This window comes from Vibrio lentus (assembly GCF_002875945.1).
Lineage (GTDB): Bacteria > Pseudomonadota > Gammaproteobacteria > Enterobacterales > Vibrionaceae > Vibrio > Vibrio apostichopi.
Map to the genome: position 1 here is coordinate 14,746 of NZ_MCZK01000185.1, position 18,171 is coordinate 32,916.

The 18,171-nt window shown below is 44.0% G+C and carries 16 protein-coding genes, 14 tRNA genes and 2 rRNA genes; 23 read left to right on the top strand and 9 right to left on the bottom strand.

Translation table 11 applies throughout. The features are described from left to right. Positions 1–32 precede the first annotated feature (32 nt). Complete coding sequence (locus tag BCT49_RS25425) at positions 33–1,142, bottom strand: PilT/PilU family type 4a pilus ATPase (RefSeq protein ID WP_102439163.1); 1,110 nt, start codon at positions 1,140–1,142, stop codon at positions 33–35. A 14-nt stretch (positions 1,143–1,156) separates the two neighbouring features. Next, positions 1,157–2,194: a type IV pilus twitching motility protein PilT gene (locus tag BCT49_RS25430; protein ID WP_004735478.1), complete on the bottom strand. Its 1,038-nt coding sequence runs from the start codon at positions 2,192–2,194 to the stop codon at positions 1,157–1,159. Between the two features lie 26 nt (positions 2,195–2,220). On the opposite strand from BCT49_RS25430, the gene BCT49_RS25435 reads away from it, so the two are divergent. The 7 genes from BCT49_RS25435 (at position 2,221) to hemW (ending at position 7,076) form a co-directional block, all read left to right on the top strand. Next, entirely contained in the window at positions 2,221–2,925 is a 705-nt protein-coding gene (locus BCT49_RS25435; protein ID WP_102439164.1) for a YggS family pyridoxal phosphate-dependent enzyme, read from the top strand. Between the two features lie 84 nt (positions 2,926–3,009). Then, complete coding sequence (gene proC / locus BCT49_RS25440; RefSeq protein WP_102439166.1) at positions 3,010–3,828, top strand: pyrroline-5-carboxylate reductase; 819 nt, start codon at positions 3,010–3,012, stop codon at positions 3,826–3,828. 75 nt (positions 3,829–3,903) lie between these two features. Continuing rightward, positions 3,904–4,461 carry a YggT family protein gene (locus BCT49_RS25445; RefSeq protein ID WP_004735475.1) on the top strand — a complete coding sequence of 186 codons (558 nt, stop codon included), beginning with the start codon at positions 3,904–3,906 and terminating at the stop codon, positions 4,459–4,461. A 29-nt stretch (positions 4,462–4,490) separates the two neighbouring features. Then, positions 4,491–4,781 carry a DUF167 family protein YggU gene (gene yggU, locus BCT49_RS25450; RefSeq protein ID WP_016798773.1) on the top strand — a complete coding sequence of 97 codons (291 nt, stop codon included), beginning with the start codon at positions 4,491–4,493 and terminating at the stop codon, positions 4,779–4,781. Between the two features lie 28 nt (positions 4,782–4,809). Further along, on the top strand, positions 4,810–5,241 hold the full coding sequence (locus tag BCT49_RS25455) for a DUF4426 domain-containing protein (RefSeq protein ID WP_004735472.1): 432 nt from the start codon (positions 4,810–4,812) through the stop codon (positions 5,239–5,241). Positions 5,242–5,289: 48 nt separating this feature from the next. Beyond that, positions 5,290–5,889 carry an XTP/dITP diphosphatase gene (locus BCT49_RS25460; protein WP_102439168.1) on the top strand — a complete coding sequence of 200 codons (600 nt, stop codon included), beginning with the start codon at positions 5,290–5,292 and terminating at the stop codon, positions 5,887–5,889. Beyond that, positions 5,889–7,076 carry a radical SAM family heme chaperone HemW gene (hemW, locus tag BCT49_RS25465; protein ID WP_102439170.1) on the top strand — a complete coding sequence of 396 codons (1,188 nt, stop codon included), beginning with the start codon at positions 5,889–5,891 and terminating at the stop codon, positions 7,074–7,076. The genes BCT49_RS25460 and hemW overlap by 1 nt, the downstream gene beginning before the upstream one ends. A 131-nt stretch (positions 7,077–7,207) precedes the next feature. On the opposite strand, the gene glsB is transcribed toward hemW, so the two are convergent. Both glsB and trmB read right to left on the bottom strand, forming a co-directional pair. Further along, complete coding sequence (gene glsB / locus BCT49_RS25470; protein WP_009847707.1) at positions 7,208–8,128, bottom strand: glutaminase B; 921 nt, start codon at positions 8,126–8,128, stop codon at positions 7,208–7,210. Between the two features lie 187 nt (positions 8,129–8,315). Then, positions 8,316–9,035, bottom strand: coding sequence for a tRNA (guanosine(46)-N7)-methyltransferase TrmB (gene trmB, locus BCT49_RS25475; RefSeq protein WP_029222028.1), 720 nt, complete (start codon positions 9,033–9,035; stop codon positions 8,316–8,318). Between the two features lie 165 nt (positions 9,036–9,200). Here trmB and mutY point away from each other — a divergent pair, with 165 nt between their 5' ends. The 16 genes from mutY (at position 9,201) to BCT49_RS25555 (ending at position 15,450) form a co-directional block, all read left to right on the top strand. Further along, a complete protein-coding gene (mutY, locus tag BCT49_RS25480; RefSeq protein ID WP_102439172.1) occupies positions 9,201–10,262 on the top strand; it encodes an A/G-specific adenine glycosylase in 1,062 nt (353 codons plus the stop codon). 28 nt (positions 10,263–10,290) lie between these two features. Continuing rightward, entirely contained in the window at positions 10,291–10,563 is a 273-nt protein-coding gene (locus BCT49_RS25485) for an oxidative damage protection protein (RefSeq protein WP_004735465.1), read from the top strand. A 69-nt stretch (positions 10,564–10,632) separates the two neighbouring features. Then, positions 10,633–11,766, top strand: a complete 1,134-nt coding sequence (mltC, locus tag BCT49_RS25490; protein WP_102439174.1) for a membrane-bound lytic murein transglycosylase MltC — start codon at positions 10,633–10,635, stop codon at positions 11,764–11,766. Positions 11,767–11,869: 103 nt separating this feature from the next. Then, positions 11,870–11,945: transfer RNA gene (locus BCT49_RS25495), tRNA-Phe, on the top strand. 74 nt (positions 11,946–12,019) lie between these two features. Next, a tRNA-Thr gene (locus tag BCT49_RS25500) sits at positions 12,020–12,095 on the top strand. 7 nt (positions 12,096–12,102) lie between these two features. After that, positions 12,103–12,178, top strand: a tRNA-Phe gene (locus BCT49_RS25505). A 56-nt stretch (positions 12,179–12,234) separates the two neighbouring features. Next, positions 12,235–12,310 (top strand) — tRNA-Asn (locus BCT49_RS25510). A gap of 70 nt (positions 12,311–12,380) precedes the next feature. Then, a tRNA-Thr gene (locus BCT49_RS25515) sits at positions 12,381–12,456 on the top strand. Positions 12,457–12,463: 7 nt separating this feature from the next. After that, positions 12,464–12,539 (top strand) — tRNA-Phe (locus tag BCT49_RS25520). A 56-nt stretch (positions 12,540–12,595) separates the two neighbouring features. Then, positions 12,596–12,671 (top strand) — tRNA-Asn (locus BCT49_RS25525). 393 nt (positions 12,672–13,064) lie between these two features. Continuing rightward, positions 13,065–14,690: a methyl-accepting chemotaxis protein gene (locus tag BCT49_RS25530; RefSeq protein WP_102439176.1), complete on the top strand. Its 1,626-nt coding sequence runs from the start codon at positions 13,065–13,067 to the stop codon at positions 14,688–14,690. Between the two features lie 235 nt (positions 14,691–14,925). Next, positions 14,926–15,001, top strand: a tRNA-Phe gene (locus tag BCT49_RS25535). A 56-nt stretch (positions 15,002–15,057) separates the two neighbouring features. Next, positions 15,058–15,133 (top strand) — tRNA-Thr (locus BCT49_RS25540). Between the two features lie 24 nt (positions 15,134–15,157). Beyond that, positions 15,158–15,233, top strand: a tRNA-Asn gene (locus BCT49_RS25545). 36 nt (positions 15,234–15,269) lie between these two features. Further along, positions 15,270–15,345: transfer RNA gene (locus BCT49_RS25550), tRNA-Thr, on the top strand. Between the two features lie 29 nt (positions 15,346–15,374). Further along, positions 15,375–15,450: transfer RNA gene (locus BCT49_RS25555), tRNA-Asn, on the top strand. A gap of 349 nt (positions 15,451–15,799) precedes the next feature. On the opposite strand, the gene BCT49_RS25560 is transcribed toward BCT49_RS25555, so the two are convergent. The 5 genes from BCT49_RS25560 to rrf (BCT49_RS25580) form a co-directional block, all read right to left on the bottom strand. Further along, complete coding sequence (locus BCT49_RS25560; RefSeq protein WP_017105091.1) at positions 15,800–16,195, bottom strand: DUF2391 family protein; 396 nt, start codon at positions 16,193–16,195, stop codon at positions 15,800–15,802. Positions 16,196–17,645: 1,450 nt separating this feature from the next. Next, a tRNA-Asp gene (locus tag BCT49_RS25565) sits at positions 17,646–17,722 on the bottom strand. Positions 17,723–17,752: 30 nt separating this feature from the next. Next, a 5S ribosomal RNA gene (gene rrf / locus BCT49_RS25570) occupies positions 17,753–17,868 on the bottom strand. Positions 17,869–17,910: 42 nt separating this feature from the next. Further along, positions 17,911–17,987: transfer RNA gene (locus BCT49_RS25575), tRNA-Thr, on the bottom strand. Positions 17,988–18,060: 73 nt separating this feature from the next. Then, positions 18,061–18,171, bottom strand: a 5S ribosomal RNA gene (gene rrf / locus BCT49_RS25580); the annotation flags it as partial.

Sequence of the window (18,171 nt, forward strand, 5' to 3'; positions counted from 1 at the left end):
TTAGTCAGTCCCTTGAAAGTTAGTAAAACAAGCTACCCCATATCAATCTTAACGCCAGACAAAGCGCCAGTCCCGTAGTCATTATCGCCACGTCTTGTTTTCAACATCAAGCGCAAGTCATTGGCTGAATCTGCACTGTGGAACGCATCTTCTTCGCTAATCTTGCCAGCAACGACTAAATCATACAAAGCTTGGTCAAAGGTCTGCATCCCAATCTCTTTCGATTTCGCCATCGTTGCTTTTAGCTCATGTAACTCACCACGGCGAATCAAGTCAGACACTCGTGGGCTGTTGAGTAGAATCTCAAACACACCATGACGACCACTGCCATTCTTATCTCGGATTAATTGCTGAGCGACCACACCACGTAGGTTCATCGACAAATCAAACAAGAACTGTTCTTTCTGTTCTTTAGGCACCAAGTGGAGAATACGTTCTAACGCTTGGTTAGCGTTATTGGCGTGTAAGGTTGCCATACACAAATGACCCGTTTCAGCAAAGGTCATCGCGTATTCCATAGTTTCACGGCTACGGATTTCGCCAATCAAGATCATATCAGGTGCTTGACGCAAAGAGTTCTTAAGCGCAACTTCATAACTCTCGGTGTCGAGCCCAACCTCACGTTGAGTCACGATACATTTTTTATGTTCGTGAACGAATTCAATTGGGTCTTCAACCGTCAAGATATGCCCCGAGCGGTTAGTATTTCGATAACCCGTCATTGCAGCCATTGAAGTCGATTTACCTGAACCCGTCGCCCCAACCACCAGCACAAGTCCACGCTTTGCGATTGAAAGGTCTTGCAGTACATCAGGAAGCTTTAATTGCTCAAAGGTTGGGATGTTAGTTTCGATACGACGAATGACCGCTCCTGGTAGCTCTCGCTGAAAAAACGCACTCACTCGAAAACGACCAAAATCACGCACTATGGCAAAATTAGCCTCACGCGTTTGCTGATATTCATCACGTCGGTCTTGATCCATCATCGCGTCAAGCAACTGTCCGACCTGAGCCGCATTCAACTTCTCGCCTTGAGGTCGCAGTTCACCATCGACACGAAATAAAATAGGCGCATCGACAGTGATATAAAGATCCGAAGCTTTTTGAGATAGCATCCCATCAAGAATTTGATTCAATTCCATTTTGTTCACCTTGATTAAAACATTGAGGTTTCAATTTCGATCTTTTTCTCGACCTCTTCTGAATCAACTAGGCCTTGAGCCATCAACTGCTTCGCATTTTGCTCCATGGTCTGCATACCGTGTGCCGCGCCCGTTTGAATAATCGAATACATCTGCGCGACCTTATCTTCACGAATCAAGTTTCTGATCGCAGGTGTCGCCATCATGATTTCATGACAAGCTACACGACCGCCACCAACACGCTTTAACAGCTTCTGAGCAATCACTGAACGTAACGATTCAGACAGCATTGAACGCACCATATCTTTGTCACTACCCGGGAATACATCGATAATGCGGTCTATGGTTTTTGCCGCAGAGCTCGTGTGCAAGGTACCAAACACTAAGTGGCCTGTTTCTGCTGCGGTTAACGCTAAGCTGATCGTTTCTTGGTCACGAAGCTCGCCCACAAGGATTACGTCTGGATCTTCACGTAACGCACTACGTAACGCCGCTTTGAAGCTGTGAGTGTCGCGGTGCACTTCTCGTTGGTTGATTAGGCATTTGTTGTTGGTATGAACAAATTCGATCGGGTCTTCAATCGTCAATATATGCTTATTATGGTTACGGTTAACGTAATCCACCATCGCAGCCAAAGTTGTCGACTTGCCTGAACCAGTCGGCCCTGTGACCAAGACTAAACCTTTTTCGTAATTAGATATTCTTTCAAAGATCTCAGGAGCCCCTAGCTGTTCAAGGGTAGGAATCTCTACTGGAATGGTACGAAATACAGCAGAGCAGCCACGAGATTGGTTAAAAGCATTAACACGGAAACGACCAACGTTGGGTAATTCAAAAGAGAAGTCGACTTCCAGTTTTTCTTCAAACTCACCGCGTTGTGAATCACTCATGATCTCAAAAACCAAACGATGCACATCAGCATGACTCAAAGCTGGTATTCCAAGCTTCCTTACTTCACCATCTATACGTACCATTGGAGATACACCCGCAGAAAGATGTAGATCTGACGCGTTATGCTTTACACTAAAATCTAGTAACTCAGTGATATCCATTTATTTTCCCTTAAGTAAAGTCAGCTATGAGTAGTATTCAACAAAATATCGAACAAATCACCTCACAGATTCGTAGTGCTGAGCAAAAGTGCGGACGAGCTCCAGACTCCGTGCAACTTTTAGCCGTCAGCAAAACTAAACCTATTGATGCGATTCTAGAAGCCGCACTCGGAGGCCAAGTTGCCTTTGGTGAAAACTATGTTCAAGAAGGTGTCGATAAAGTAAAACACTTTTCAGAACAACATTCTAACCTAAATTTAGAATGGCATTTTATTGGCCCAATTCAATCCAATAAAACCCGCCCTATCGCAGAAAGCTTCCAGTGGGTGCATTCTGTCGATCGCGATAAAATCGCGCAAAGGCTTAATGATCAGCGACCAAACGAGCTTCCACCTCTACAAGTACTCATTCAAGTGAACACCAGTGGTGAAGATTCGAAATCAGGAACGTCAGAAGAGACAGTTTTTGCACTCGCGGAGTTGATTTCGTCGCTTCCGAACCTCACCTTAAGAGGATTGATGTCGATTCCTGCAAACGTATCTGACTATCAATCACAGCTTAATGCATTTTCGCGACTGGCAGAGCTTAAAGACAAGCTAGCCGCGAAGTATCCAAACATAGATACCCTTTCGATGGGTATGAGTGGTGATATGGATGCAGCAGTTGAGGCTGGTAGCACCATGGTTCGTATTGGAACGGCTATTTTCGGTGCTCGTGATTACGCGAAATAGCAAATAGTTAGCGACCAAAAGTCGACGATAAGTATTGATACCGCTTCGCTTTAACCGCGCAGCGACACGCTCAGGATTTTATATATGGAACATAAGAACATCGCCTTTATTGGGGCGGGAAATATGGTTCGCTCAATTGTAGCGGGCTTAGTGGCGAGTGGTTACCCAGCGCAAAAGATTACTGCAACAGCACCTTCAGACACCAGAAGGCTGCCGTTAGAGCAAGAATACGGCATCAATACCACCAGCGATAATATTGCCGCAGCTGAGCAAGCAGACGTTGTTGTATTATCAGTGAAGCCACAAATGATGGCTGATGTATGTAAACCCTTACAAAGCATCGACTTTAGCAACAAACTGGTTATCTCAATTGCTGCGGGTATTAATGCGAATCGACTCAATGAGATGTTAAACTGCCAACTGAACCTTGTTCGTGTGATGCCAAACACGCCATCACTGCTTGGTAAAGGGATGAGCGGTCTTTATGCTGACTCAACGGTTAGCCAAGATGATAAAGACTTTGCTTCTCAGCTAATGCAAGCCGTAGGTGAAGTAAGCTGGGTTGAACAAGAGTCCGGTATCAATAACATCATTGCGGCGGCAGGAAGTGCTCCAGCTTACTTCTTCCTGTTTATGGAAGCGATGCAAGCTGAGGCAATCAACCAAGGCTTCGATCAAGAAACCGCTCGTAAGTTAGTGCAGCAGTCTGCATTAGGCGCAGCAGAGATGGTGGTAGCGAATCCAAATACTGAATTATCTACACTGCGTGAACAAGTGACTTCAAAAGGCGGCACGACCGCAGAAGCATTACGCACGTTTAACGACCATCAACTATCAGACATTGTAGCCAAAGCCATGCAAGCGGCGGTTGCTCGAGCTGAAGAGATGGAAAAACTGTTTTAATACTCGTTACAGTACAAAAGCATTGTGCCGTTCGGGTTATACCTAGCGGCAAGTAAATCCGAAAAAGGAAACAATATGAATTCGATGAGCTTTCTGATCTCGACCGTTTTTGATCTTTACATCATGGTTGTGATCTTGCGTATCTGGCTACAAGCATCACGTGCAGATTTCTACAACCCATTCTCACAATTTATCGTAAAAGCGACACAACCGGTTGTTGCCCCACTACGCCGAGTGATTCCATCAATAGGCAGCCTTGACCTGGCGACTGTTGTTTTCGCTTACGTGCTGTGTGTACTTAAGTTCGTCGCTCTAAATTTGATTATCTCTGGCGGTGCGGCTGTATTTGATATTAGCTTCCTGATCTTTGGCGCACTATCTCTGCTCAAAGCGGCGGGTGGCTTAATTTTCTGGGTTCTACTAATCCGTGCAATCCTGAGTTGGGTTAGCCAAGGACGTAGCCCAATCGAATACGTATTCCATCAGTTAACAGAACCAATGCTAACGCCAATTCGCCGTATCCTTCCTGATATGGGTGGCTTCGACCTAAGTGTGCTTGTTCTGTTCATTGTTCTGCAATTTGCGAACTTCCTAATGGGCGACATGATCGGTCCTATTTGGTATCAGCTATAATTCAAGTACGAACATCAGGTACTTTGACGATGCCAAAAGCAGTTTGGGCCGAAGAAGAAGATATTCTTCTTAGGCTCTATATCCAACCCAAAGCAAGCCGAGACAAGATTGTCGGCTTGCACGGAGAGGAACTGAAAATTGCCATTACTGCACCACCGGTTGATGGCAAAGCAAATGCTCACTTAGCGAAATACCTTGCGAAACAATTTAAGGTCGCTAAAGGGCAAATTAAGATAGAAAAGGGAGAGCTCGGTCGGCATAAGCAAGTTCGAATATGCTCACCAAGCCAGATCCCAACTGAAGTCAAAGCCATCCTATGATGGCTTTTTGCTATTTATTGGAGTCATTATGCGTCTATGGATAACAGCACTACTCACCGCTCTGATTGCCCTACCAAGCTCGGCAGGACAGTTTAAAAGTATCAAGGATGTCGAGGTTCATTACTCGGCTTTCAATTCCACGTTTTTAACTGCGCAGGTTGCTAAGCAATATAAGCTGAAACGAAACGGATACTCAGCGATTCTAAATATCAGCGTGCTAGACAACGCTTCCCTAGGCAAGCCTGCAACAACGGCTAAAATTACGGGAACAGCACGAAACCTAGTAGGTAACACTCGCACGCTTAACTTCCGTGAAATAAAGGAAGGCGATGCGATTTATTACCTTGCAGAGTTCCCTATCACTCACGAAGAAAACATCACTTTTAATATTGATGTTAACGCAGGTTTGAAAGGCACAGGTCCACTGCGTTTCACACAAAAATTCTATATAGAAGAGTAGCTTCAAAGCTCACTTTTCTAGTCATTAACTTATTAGAGCCACATCCCCATGAGTAAGATTGTTTTAGCAACAGGCAACCAAGGCAAAGTTCGCGAGATGGCAGATATTCTGTCTGAGTTTGGTTTCGACGTTGTCGCGCAAAGTGAGTTTAACGTTTCAGAAGTCGCTGAAACGGGAACAACTTTCATTGAAAATGCCATCATCAAAGCTCGCCACGCTGCGAAAGAGACGGGGCTCCCTGCCATTGCTGACGATTCTGGCTTAGAGGTTGATTACCTTAATGGTGCACCCGGTATCTACTCAGCGCGTTACTCAGGTGAAGGGGCGACTGATCAGCAGAATATCGAAAAGCTGTTAGATGCCATGCAAGAAGTGACTATTGAAAAGCGGACCGCTCGTTTCCACTGTGTGTTGGTGCTAATGCGTCACGAAAACGATCCAACACCATTGGTGTGTCACGGCAAATGGGAAGGTCGTATTTTGACTGAAGAACACGGTGAGAATGGCTTTGGCTACGATCCTGTCTTCTTTGTGCCAGAAGATAACTGCGCCTCAGCAGAGCTTGAATCGTCACGTAAGAAGCAACTGTCACACCGTGGTAAAGCCCTTGCGTCATTATTTAAGACTCTCAAGGAGCAAGCTCTGTAATGCACAATGCAGCGCTTATACCACCCGCACTTAGCCTTTATGTCCACATCCCATGGTGTGTACAAAAGTGTCCGTATTGTGATTTTAACTCTCACGCTCTCAAAGCTGAGATTCCTGAAAAAGAGTACATCGATGCACTGCTTGAGGATCTCGATACCGATATCGAAAAATACCAACTCAATGGCGCGCCTCGCCCATTGCATTCGATCTTTATTGGTGGCGGCACGCCGAGTCTATTTTCTCCAGAAGGAATAGGTCGATTACTACAAGGTATTGAACAACGCATCCCGTTCAAACCTGAAATAGAAATCACCATGGAAGCCAACCCGGGCACCATCGAGGCTGAACGTTTCGCAGGTTACCAGAAGGCAGGGATTACTCGAATCTCAGTAGGCGTACAAAGTTTTGAGCAAGAGAAACTGGAAAGGCTTGGCCGTATTCATGGTCAAGATGAAGCAGTGAATGCGGCTCATTTAGCGCATAAGATTGGATTGAATAGCTTCAACCTAGATCTAATGCACGGCTTGCCCGATCAAAGCATTGATCAGGCTTTGGCTGATTTGGACAAAGCGATCGATCTCAATCCTCCACACTTATCTTGGTATCAGCTAACAATAGAACCTAACACCATGTTCTATTACAAAACACCCAAGCTGCCTGACGATGATGACCTTTGGGATATCTTCGACTTAGGCCATAAGAAGCTCGCAGACGCAGGTTATGTACAGTACGAAATTTCAGGCTATAGCAAGCCAGGGTATCAGTGTCAGCATAATCTCAACTACTGGCGCTTTGGTGACTACCTAGGTATTGGCTGTGGCTCTCATGGCAAGCTGAGCTTTGCAGATGGACGTATTGTTCGCACTACTAAGGTTAAACACCCTAGAGGCTACCTAGCAGCGTATCAGAATCTGGTGAAGCCCTATCTGTCGGATGAACTTGAAGTCCCAAATGAGGATCGCCCTTTTGAGTTCTTCATGAACCGCTTCAGGCTAATGGAAGCGTGTCCAAAACAAGACTTCATTGATACGACTGGGTTAGAGTTTGACTCGATTCAGCCAACGATAGAGTGGGCCAAAGAGCTCGGTTATCTTAATGAAACCAACAGCCATTGGCAGATCACTGAAAAAGGGAAACTGTTCCTAAACGATTTGCTTGAAGCCTTTATGGCTGAAGAAGACGAATAGAGCGAGATTCGAGATTCGAGAAGTATTGCATAAGGGTTGGCTTTAGGGTCAACCCTTTTTATTGTAAGAACCTTTCTCGAAGCGAAGCGCTCTATAGGACGAAGTCCGTGCTCGCATCTCGCATCTTTCTTCTAAAAAATAGAACGACCAATACGCTCAGATAGTAATTCTAAAGCCTGAGTTCCCGCCAGTGAATTACCCGATGCGTCTAATTCTGGAGACCACACCGCGATCGTCATTTCGCCAGGAACAATCGCAATAATCCCGCCGCCCACACCAGACTTTCCTGGCATACCAACACGATAAGCAAACTCTCCCGCCCCATCGTACAAACCACATGTGGCAAGCAAAGCATTCAGTTGTTTGGTTTGAACTGGCGTGATGATCTCTTTCTTGGTCTGAACCGATACACCTTTGTTCGCCAAATAGCTAAAGGTCTTCGCCAAGTCAACACAGGTCATTTTAAGCGCACAAGCATGAAAGTAATTGTTGAGTACGGGGATAACATCGTTCTCAAAATTACCAAATGAACGCATCAAATAAGCGATAGCAGCATTACGATCGCTGTGCATCATCTCAGAAGCTGCCACAACCTTGTCATACACAATATGAGTATCACCTGATAGCTGACGCACAAATTCTAATAAACGGTGTCTTGGTGCTGATAAACGGCTTTGTAGTAGGTCTGCAACGACAATTGCCCCCGCATTGATGAACGGGTTACGAGGGATGCCGTGCTCCATCTCAAGCTGAATCATCGAATTAAAGGCTTGCCCTGAAGGCTCCTTCCCTACTCGCTGCCATATCTCTTCAGGCTTATACAACACCATCGCCAACGTCAGGCTTAAAGCTTTAGATATTGATTGCACAGAAAAGGCTTCATCGGCATCGCCAGCTTGAATAACCTCACCTTCATTGGTATATACCGCAATCGCCAGTTTCTGGTTCGATACACGAGCCAATGCCGGAATATAATCGGCGACCTTTCCCTGACCAATTAAAGGGCGAACTTCATCTAAAATCTCGGCCAAAATAGCTTGAGTTGGTTTCATGTGTGCTTACTTCTTTATTGTTATTTTTGTAGGGGGTGTGACATTACTTTCTGTCCTTAAACCTTTATCGCAATAAAAGCCTAAGGACAAAAAAGCCAACATTACAATAATGTTGGCTTTAATCAATCCCATAAAGTGTAGGGTTTAATCCTCAGTCGGATTCACCTTCACTCAATTTGATTCAGAATTACTTAGTACGCTTGAACTTAATGTCCCAAACGCCATGACCTAAACGGTGGCCACGAGCTTCAAATTTAGTTAGCGGACGCTCGTCTGGACGAGGAATGTAATCCCCATCTTCAGCGATATTCTTGAAGCCTGGAGCTACGTTCATCACTTCAATCATATGTTCTGCGTAGTTTTCCCAGTCTGTTGCCATGTGGAAAATACCAGTATCAAGTTGCAGCTTACCGCGAACCATCTCTGCAAACTCAGCCTTAACAATACGACGTTTGTGGTGACGAGCTTTATGCCATGGGTCAGGGAAGAACAGTTGCAGTGTATGCAGGCTACTGTCTGGGATCATGTGTTCAAATACTTCTACTGCATCATGACACATTACACGCAGGTTAGTTACGCCAGCATCGCGAGCTGTACCTAAACACGCACCAACACCTGGACTATGAACTTCAATACCTAAGAAGTTTTTCTCAGGCGCATTCTTTGCCATTTCAACCAGTGATGCACCCATACCGAAGCCAATTTCTAGTACAACAGGGTTGTCGTTGCCAAACACTTCTTTCCAATTAAGAAGTTCTGGGTTGTAGTCGATACCCATTGTTGGCCAACATTCGTTCATCGCGTTTTCTTGGCCTTTTGTTAAGCGGCCTTCGCGGCGAACAAAACTACGGATCTTACGAACCAGTTTGCCGTCTTCAGTATATTCGTTAGTGGTCACTTCACTCATTGATTTTTGCCTGCACATTGATTAATCAAAGCGGGGATTATCCAAAGAATTGCCTCCGGTGCAAGTCTTTCCGTGGATAAATTCCCACACAATTTGTCTGTTTTACATCCAACCGCAAGTGTGGTGCAATTTCACTCCTAATAATAGCAAAGCATAGAGCATGTCGTGACTCCTTTCGCAACCGCCATATTAAAGTGGTATGACGCCTTTGGGCGTAAAGAATTACCTTGGCAACAAAACAAAACCGCCTACACCGTTTGGCTATCTGAAATCATGCTTCAGCAGACTCAAGTCGCCACGGTGATTCCATACTACCAACGCTTCTTAGAACGCTTTCCTACGGTTATTGACCTAGCGAACGCCGAACAAGATGAGGTGCTGCACCTATGGACAGGACTTGGCTATTACGCGCGAGCTCGTAACTTGCACAAGGCTGCCAAGATTGTTGCCGAGCAATACGGTGGTAAGTTTCCGCTTTCTATCGAAGAAATGAACGCACTACCGGGTATTGGCCGCTCAACTGCCGCTGCAGTGCTGTCTTCCGTTCATAAACTCCCTCATGCGATTCTTGATGGCAACGTGAAACGAACTCTTGCCAGAAGCTTCGCAGTAGAAGGTTGGCCAGGGCAAAAGAAAGTTGAAAATCAGCTGTGGGAACACGCAGAAGCACATACTCCCAATCAAGATGTTGATAAGTACAATCAAGCAATGATGGATATGGGAGCGATGGTTTGTACCCGTAGCAAGCCTAAATGTACGCTGTGCCCGATTGAAAGCATGTGTGAAGCTAAGAAGCTCAATAGACAGCTCGATTTCCCAGGTAAAAAACCTAAGAAAGAAAAGCCAATAAAAGAAACATGGTTTGTGATTCTATACTACGACAATCAAGTATGGCTTGAACAGCGCCCTCAATCTGGTATCTGGGGAGGCATATTCTGTTTCCCTCAAAATGAAAATGCAGAGATCGAACATCAGTTAGATCTTCGTTCGGTCAAAGACAATGAAACCGATTCGATCAAGACCATGATTGCGTTTAGACATACTTTCAGCCACTACCACTTAGATATCACGCCTGTATTAGTAAAATTAGATAAACAACCAGATTTGATAATGGAAGGGACTAAAGGTCTCTGGTATAACTTATCAAAACCGGAAGAAATTGGCCTAGCCGCTCCTGTAAAGCAGCTTATTGAGAGCCTACCCTTTGAACTGAACGACGACGTTTGAATCAACGAACGCGATAAGAGGAACCACTATGAGCCGCACTGTATTTTGTGCTCGCCTTCAAAAAGATGCTGAAGGCCTAGATTTTCAACTTTACCCAGGTGACTTAGGTAAGCGTATCTTTGACAACATCTCTAAAGAAGCTTGGGGACAATGGCAAAGCAAGCAAACCATGCTTATCAATGAGAAGAAGCTAAACATGATGGATCCTGAACATCGTAAACTTCTTGAAACTGAGATGGTTAACTTCCTTTTCGAAGGTAAAGATGTCGTTATTGATGGCTACACTCCACCAAGCGAATAAGACATTTATTTAAGCAAATTTTAATGACATCATGGTTAACGCTGCGATGTCATTTTTGTATGAGGAACTATGAAAAAGCTAAGTTACTTCCTAACAGCCATGTTGTTAACCGGATGCAGTCGTGAATTTGTCGAAAGCATTTATGACGTTAATTACGAACCAACCAACCGATTTGTCAGTAATTTAGCGGAGCTACCCGGTCAATTTGAAAAAGACACTGGGGCATTAGATTCTTTAATTAATAGCTTTTCTGGCAATATCCAAAAACGTTGGGGCAGCAGTGAAGTAAAGATGGCGGGCAAGAGTAACTATGTGAAATACATAGATAATTACTTGAGCCGTTCAGAAGTAAACTTTAGCCAAGGCCTGATCACAGTTGAAACCGTCTCTTCAACGGATCCTAAAAAACACCTCAAAAATGCAATCATGACGACACTTTTGACGCCAGATGATCCTGCGAATGTCGATCTATTCTCTTCCAAAAGCATCAAGTTAGAAGGTCAACCTTTCCTCTATAACCAAGTCGTTGATCAGGATAAGAAGCCGATCCAATGGACATGGCGCGCTAATAAGTTTGCTGATTATCTGATCGCTAATAACCTAAAAACCAAGGAAGTCGACTTTAAAAAAGCGTATTACGTTGAAATTCCAATGGTGGCCGATCACGCCAGCAAGCGAAGCTATAAGTATGCAGATATCGTTCGTCGCGCATCTCAACGTTATGATATTCCTGAAGACTTGATTTACGCAATCATCAAAACAGAAAGCAGTTTTAACCCATACGCTGTGAGCTGGGCAAACGCTTATGGTCTTATGCAGGTGGTCCCAAAAACGGCAGGCCGAGATGTCTTTAAGCTCGTCAAAAAGAAGCCTGGAGAACCAAGTCCTGAGTACTTATTCAATCCAGAAAACAACATTGATGCCGGCACGGCGTACTTTTACATCCTTAAAAATCGTTATTTGAAGGACGTGCAGCACCCAATAACGCTTGAGTACAGCATGATCTCAGCATACAACGGCGGTACTGGTGGGGTACTCAATACCTTCAGTAAGGACAGAAAGCGGGCAATGCGTGACTTAAATTCATTGCAACCTAGTCAAGCTTACTGGGCACTAACAAAGAAACACCCAAACAAAGAGTCGCGTCGATACTTAGAAAAAGTAACAAAATTCAAGAAAGATTTTAACCAAGGTAAAACGTAAGCCTCACTTTTGAATAAAAAAACAACTAACGAACGTTTTTTTTAATTATTTTCAAAAAAGGTGTTGACGGTTATGCAGAAAATCCGTTTAATAGCGCTCCGTTGCCCGGATAGCTCAGTCGGTAGAGCAGAGGATTGAAAATCCTCGTGTCGGTGGTTCGATTCCGCCTCCGGGCACCACAATTTGATTTGTTGGTGTCATTACTCTTTAACAGGGAGTAGCAACACGAACAAAAGCATAAAGAATTTAGTGTGCCGACTTAGCTCAGTAGGTAGAGCAACTGACTTGTAATCAGTAGGTCACCAGTTCGACTCCGGTAGTCGGCACCATTCTTTTGCCTCGATAGCTCAGTCGGTAGAGCAGCGGATTGAAAATCCGCGTGTCGGTGGTTCGATTCCGCCTCGAGGCACCATTATTTGGTACTTAACAAATAATGGTCTTTATAGACCTGATGTTGAGACAAGTAATTCCCCTTTAGTTCAGTTGGTAGAACGGCGGACTGTTAATCCGTATGTCGCAAGTTCAAGTCTTGCAAGGGGAGCCATTTTAAAGAACTTCATTTTATATGAGGTTTTAATTAGAGAGTTTACTTTCTAAAGCAAAGAATTTAGTGTGCCGACTTAGCTCAGTAGGTAGAGCAACTGACTTGTAATCAGTAGGTCACCAGTTCGACTCCGGTAGTCGGCACCATTCTTTTGCCTCGATAGCTCAGTCGGTAGAGCAGCGGATTGAAAATCCGCGTGTCGGTGGTTCGATTCCGCCTCGAGGCACCATTATTTGGTACTTAACAAATAATGGTCTTTATAGACCTGATGTTAAGACAAGTAATTCCCCTTTAGTTCAGTTGGTAGAACGGCGGACTGTTAATCCGTATGTCGCAAGTTCAAGTCTTGCAAGGGGAGCCACATTCAAGAAAGCCAAGTCGAAAGACTTGGCTTTTTTTTCGTTTGAGCAAAAGCTAACTCTAACTCTAACTCTATTCAGTATTGCCGCTAGCTCAACATCAAGCCCTGTCACCCCCATAAAGTTAAAGCATCCCCTTTCCTATCTCGACAGTACCCATCCTTGAATTCGTTCAAACCCTCTCGATACAAACTAAACCACCTCTGAAATTAAGCACCTTTAGCCGCGTATCGTCACATGAAAATAAACAACATGACGACCCGTTACTTTTTTTGCTTCGTAAATTTAATCTTCATCATGTTTTGATATTTTTCTGATATCAGCCCTACACGACTTAGATTAAGATTCGATGAATTATATCTAATACTAATTATTGAATCGCTACGCAGGAAAATATGAAATTAAAAACGCAAGCTTACTTATTATCGGGCATCATCTTGATTGCTCTGCTAGCGCTAACTGCTACTGGTTTATGGACCTTGAGAGTCGCTAGTAACATGGACAACAAAGCTCGTGTGACAGAGCTATTTAAGAGCGCATACAGCATTCTTACTGAAGTCGAAAAAATGGCTATTGATGGCACTCTAGAAGAACAGCAGGCCAAACAGCTTGCTACTCGCCTACTGCGTAACAACATTTATAAAGACAATGAATACGTTTATGTTGCGGATGAAAACATGACGTTTGTTGCGACACCTCTGGATCCACAACTGCACGGAACCAGCTTTAATGATTTTAAAGACGGTGATGGAAATAGCGTTGGCCAACTCATTCAACGAGTACTTGGCAATCGCACTGGCCAGATAGTGGAGTACACCTGGACACAGAAGCTTCCAGACGGAACGATTGAAGAAAAACTGTCTATTGCAGAGAAGACTCCACACTGGGGTTGGGTTGTAGGTACAGGTATCGGGTTCAATGAAGTCAATGCACGTTTCTGGTCAACGGCTCAATGGCAATTGTTTCTATGTGTAGTGATTGCTGGTCTTATTTTATCAAGCCTAATTGTATCTATTAAGCGAATGCTGGCACTTCTTGGCGGCGAGCCTAAAGATGTAAGAGAAGCAGTACAAGCAGTCGCAGAAGGCCGCATTCAAACCTCTTTCGAGACTCAGGCGATAAACGGCAGTATTTATCATGCCGTGCAACAGATGAGTAAGTCGCTAGCTGAGCTCGTCTCAAACCTTAATGCATCAATGCTAGCATTAAGAGGTGAGTTACAACGTGTGGAAGATCGTGCAGGTTCTATCGCTCAGCTGACCGAGACTCAGCAACAGTCGACTGAGATGATCGCGACAGCTATGACGGAAATGGCCTCTTCAGCCAACAACGTTGCTGATTCAGCTGGCGATACTGCTCGTAATACCGATGAGGCTGATAAACAGAGCCAACATACTCAGCGCCTGATTCACAACACGGTAGATAACATTCAAGGCCTAGCAGGCCAGCTCGGCATAGCCAGTGAAGCCGTCGCTAATTTAGATAGCGATGTACATAACATCGTGAAGGTCTTAGACGTCATCGGTGATATTGCGGAACAAACTAACCTTCTAGCGCTAAATGCGGCAATTGAAGCTGCGCGCGCTGGTGAACAAGGCCGCGGATTTGCCGTTGTAGCAGATGAAGTTCGCAACCTTGCTGGTCGAACACAATCAAGCACGAAAGAAATCCAGCTAATGATCAATAACCTTCAAGAAGGCTCTCGTAACGCGATAAAAACTATGGAAGTGTGTGCGACCACCAGTGAAAGCACCGTAACGGAGTCCCAGAATGCCTCTGAAGCACTACAACAGATAGTTGTAGCGTTAGAGTCTATTTCATCAATGAGTCATCAAATCGCGACAGCCGCCGCTGAACAGACTCAGGTGAGTGATGATATTTCGAAGCGTATCAATATGATCGAAGAAAGTGGCAACCAACTGAGTAATGTAGTGACAGAAAGTCATAACAGCACTCAAACACTCGCCTCTCTTTCTAACGAATTAGAAGCCTGGGTTAATAGGTTTGAAGTAAAACACTAAACTCTCAACAAAATTCTTAAATATAAAAGCACGTTTTCATACGTGCTTTTTTTATTTCGACGCCCATTCAGTGTAGTTAACCGTACTTTTACTATCTTTTAGAGCATGCTAGACCTAGGTTTTTCGCCCCAAATGAACAAAAACAACCCACTAAGTATAGAAAAACATCAAACAATACTTTTTTTGCAATTTAATGTTGACCCAGAACGCGAAAACACGTTTAATACACCTCGTCGCCCGGATAGCTCAGTCGGTAGAGCAGAGGATTGAAAATCCTCGTGTCGGTGGTTCGATTCCGCCTCCGGGCACCACAATTTATTTGTTGGTGTCCTAGACAACAACAGTAAAGCACAAAGAAATATTATGTGCCGACTTAGCTCAGTAGGTAGAGCAACTGACTTGTAATCAGTAGGTCACCAGTTCGACTCCGGTAGTCGGCACCATTTCTTTAAAGCTTTAAGAATAATTCCCCTTTAGTTCAGTTGGTAGAACGGCGGACTGTTAATCCGTATGTCGCAAGTTCAAGTCTTGCAAGGGGAGCCAAGTTAATCATCAAGCATAAGCTTTTTGATTCATGATGCCGACTTAGCTCAGTAGGTAGAGCAACTGACTTGTAATCAGTAGGTCACCAGTTCGATTCCGGTAGTCGGCACCATTCTCTTGATTAGAGACAAAACAATCAATTCCCCTTTAGTTCAGTTGGTAGAACGGCGGACTGTTAATCCGTATGTCGCAAGTTCAAGTCTTGCAAGGGGAGCCAATTAAAAGAAGCCGCATCATTGATGCGGCTTTTTTGCATCTGAAGATCCAATCTTATTCATACCAGTCCCCTCACCTTTATAGTACCCGTTTAATTCGAAAACCAACTCTTTTAATACTCTTCTAAAACAATCAGACTCTTCTCTTTAATTCCGTTCAAGCTATCACAACGACAAACTAGTCACTCTTGTAAAAAGTCAGTCATCACGAACGTGCTGGTTTTGTTATCTATAGGAGTGTTCTGCTGAAAAATTGTAGTCGAAATCGGAGCGGGAATTGAAAAGCTAAAGAATGGACAAAATAAGCTCTAGAAAGGCTCTGTGGTTGCTTAAATTGAAGTGACATACGATTCACTCTTTATCGAAACTATCCACCACGATTGCTCCCATAGACGCTGGCATGGAAATAACGATCACCCTTTTGATAGATACAATTGGATCGCTTAATAAAGGCAGCTTATCCAAACATGTCAGCACCAAAGCAACAACCAATGCAGTCATCACATAAGCAATAACAATTCTGAAAATAAACACCGGTAACCGAGAAACAATATCTTTCTGGAATACACTTTCATACGTATAAAAGCCAAGGAATACAGCAGACAATAGAAACAACAACAGCAAGTTAGCGGTAGGTAAAGTCTCCCCTAACTTCCACGCCTCTTCAGAAAAAGAAATCGGTACGGCCAAAGCAAAAGATCCGACAAAGATCTGGCTGGCATCTTCAAAGTTAAAGCTTAATTTCATAGAGCTACCTTTAAGGCTTTTGGACCAAATAAATTTATCGAAGTGATCCCAAAACTATCAGTTCATGATCTTGGGGGATTTGGGTTACCAACTAACAAAGGTAACTTTACGTAACCTTATACTAGTCGTATTTACTAAGACGCAACTTAAACTCGTAAGCAATAAATCAAATCACTCACAGGCGAAGGTGTTTTTCGCTCTACCCCATGATGACAAATCAATAACTAATATCGAGTAAACAAGCACACCTCAGTAAAAGAAAGCCTGAAAACGTCACGAAGATCGAGTCGATTCTTCCTCTAAACCAGGATACGGAAGATGTTCTATCTAGGTGATTGATCGAATATTGTCATTTCAAGCCTTAGCTATTCTAATCATTAGCTGCAGACCAACACCTTGCTAGTCACTTAAATTCTATATATGGAATTGCTAGCCTTTATTCAGCCTATTAAGCAAGGTGCTCAAATAGGCCTCAAAATAGCTTTAGGGTTAATGCATGCTAGGAGTCGTTAATTAATACAGACAAGTTCTACCATGCTCTAAAGAGGTTTCTGACGCACAGTAAGCTCTTATCTCCATCAAAGAATTCCGGTCTAAAGAGTAGTTGAGTTCGTAGACAAGCATATAAGCAATACTGAATAACGATACTCATATCCTATTAAGCGAAACATACTGGTACAAACCGAGCGGGACTCTCCTATCGATCAGTAGATCTCTATAGCGGTAGACAGTTAGGGAAACTACCTACTTGACTAAATCTATCAAGGGAGAAAGTTATAGTAACTCGACACATTTGGCTACGATACCTTGATAAGTTCAGTAGCTAGTTATGTAGGCAGTTGAAATATATCTAGGTCATTCGCGATTAGAGTCATAAGAGAGCCCAGTTATTGATAACAGTGCTTCTCCAATAAGTATCTAGATATGAGGCATTGCAAGCTATTGGGATTGTAGGTCGCACTGAGAAACCTTATCGAAGAAACCAGACCTAATCTATAGGGCTGGTTTCCTGAGAAGAGCTGAAATGGCCCGGATTGACACGGCCGCTCAATGAGCTGGGCCCATTTTCAAAATGTAGAAAGCCTCGCTATTTCTAACAAGCGTTTTGAACAGTGATTGAATTGCTGGGAAACCTTTTTCAGAACTAGCCGGTCTAACCCCAAATATGATATTGGAAACGACGAAAGCCTAGTCGTAAGACTAGGCTTTCTGATAAATGGTGAAACGGTCGTGTTGTGAACTTCGGGTAGACCCTTTGCGAGATTCGTCGCTCGAAAGGGAGAAATACAATTATTCAGATGTAAAAAAGCCCCGCTATTTCTAGCGAGGCTTCTAAATAAGTGGTGGAGTGGCCGGGGTCGCAGGCGACCGGGACTCGTTGGTCGAAGACCAAATTATCGATGCCCAGAAACGACGAAAGCCTAGTCATAAGACTAGGCTTTCTAATAAGTGGCGGAGTGGACGGGACTCGAACCCGCGACCCCCGGCGTGACAGGCCGGTATTCTAACCAACTGAACTACCACTCCGCAGTGTCTATTCAGCATAATGCAATTTAAGCCTGACGATGTCCTACTCTCACATGGGGAAACCCCACACTACCATCGGCGCTATTGTGTTTCACTTCTGAGTTCGGCATGGAATCAGGTGGGTCCACAATGCTATGGTCGTCAAACAAATTCTGTTGTTAACTTGATTAATCAAGCCAACTAAATAGTGGTGCTGATACCCAGACTCGAACTGGGGACCTCACCCTTACCAAGGGTGCGCTCTACCGGGCTGAGCTATATCAGCAATTCAGGAGTCGTTTAAAAACGATTCTGAAAACTTTTGTCTTCACTTTTTAAAAAGTGAAAATAAATTTGGAGCCTGGCGATGTCCTACTCTCACATGGGGAAACCCCACACTACCATCGGCGCTATTGTGTTTCACTTCTGAGTTCGGCATGGAATCAGGTGGGTCCACAATGCTATGGTCG

Excerpts from the sequence above, each read along its gene's own strand:
- BCT49_RS25425 (WP_102439163.1), bottom strand. The coding sequence starts at position 1,142 with ATGGAATTGAATCAAATTCTTGATGGGATGCTATCTCAAAAAGCTTCG.
- BCT49_RS25430 (WP_004735478.1), bottom strand. The coding sequence starts at position 2,194 with ATGGATATCACTGAGTTACTAGATTTTAGTGTAAAGCATAACGCGTCA.
- BCT49_RS25435 (WP_102439164.1), top strand. The coding sequence starts at position 2,221 with ATGAGTAGTATTCAACAAAATATCGAACAAATCACCTCACAGATTCGT.
- proC (WP_102439166.1), top strand. The coding sequence starts at position 3,010 with ATGGAACATAAGAACATCGCCTTTATTGGGGCGGGAAATATGGTTCGC.
- BCT49_RS25445 (WP_004735475.1), top strand. The coding sequence starts at position 3,904 with ATGAATTCGATGAGCTTTCTGATCTCGACCGTTTTTGATCTTTACATC.
- yggU (WP_016798773.1), top strand. The coding sequence starts at position 4,491 with ATGCCAAAAGCAGTTTGGGCCGAAGAAGAAGATATTCTTCTTAGGCTC.
- BCT49_RS25455 (WP_004735472.1), top strand. The coding sequence starts at position 4,810 with ATGCGTCTATGGATAACAGCACTACTCACCGCTCTGATTGCCCTACCA.
- BCT49_RS25460 (WP_102439168.1), top strand. The coding sequence starts at position 5,290 with ATGAGTAAGATTGTTTTAGCAACAGGCAACCAAGGCAAAGTTCGCGAG.
- hemW (WP_102439170.1), top strand. The coding sequence starts at position 5,889 with ATGCACAATGCAGCGCTTATACCACCCGCACTTAGCCTTTATGTCCAC.
- glsB (WP_009847707.1), bottom strand. The coding sequence starts at position 8,128 with ATGAAACCAACTCAAGCTATTTTGGCCGAGATTTTAGATGAAGTTCGC.
- trmB (WP_029222028.1), bottom strand. The coding sequence starts at position 9,035 with ATGAGTGAAGTGACCACTAACGAATATACTGAAGACGGCAAACTGGTT.
- BCT49_RS25485 (WP_004735465.1), top strand. The coding sequence starts at position 10,291 with ATGAGCCGCACTGTATTTTGTGCTCGCCTTCAAAAAGATGCTGAAGGC.
- mltC (WP_102439174.1), top strand. The coding sequence starts at position 10,633 with ATGAAAAAGCTAAGTTACTTCCTAACAGCCATGTTGTTAACCGGATGC.
- BCT49_RS25530 (WP_102439176.1), top strand. The coding sequence starts at position 13,065 with ATGAAATTAAAAACGCAAGCTTACTTATTATCGGGCATCATCTTGATT.
- BCT49_RS25560 (WP_017105091.1), bottom strand. The coding sequence starts at position 16,195 with ATGAAATTAAGCTTTAACTTTGAAGATGCCAGCCAGATCTTTGTCGGA.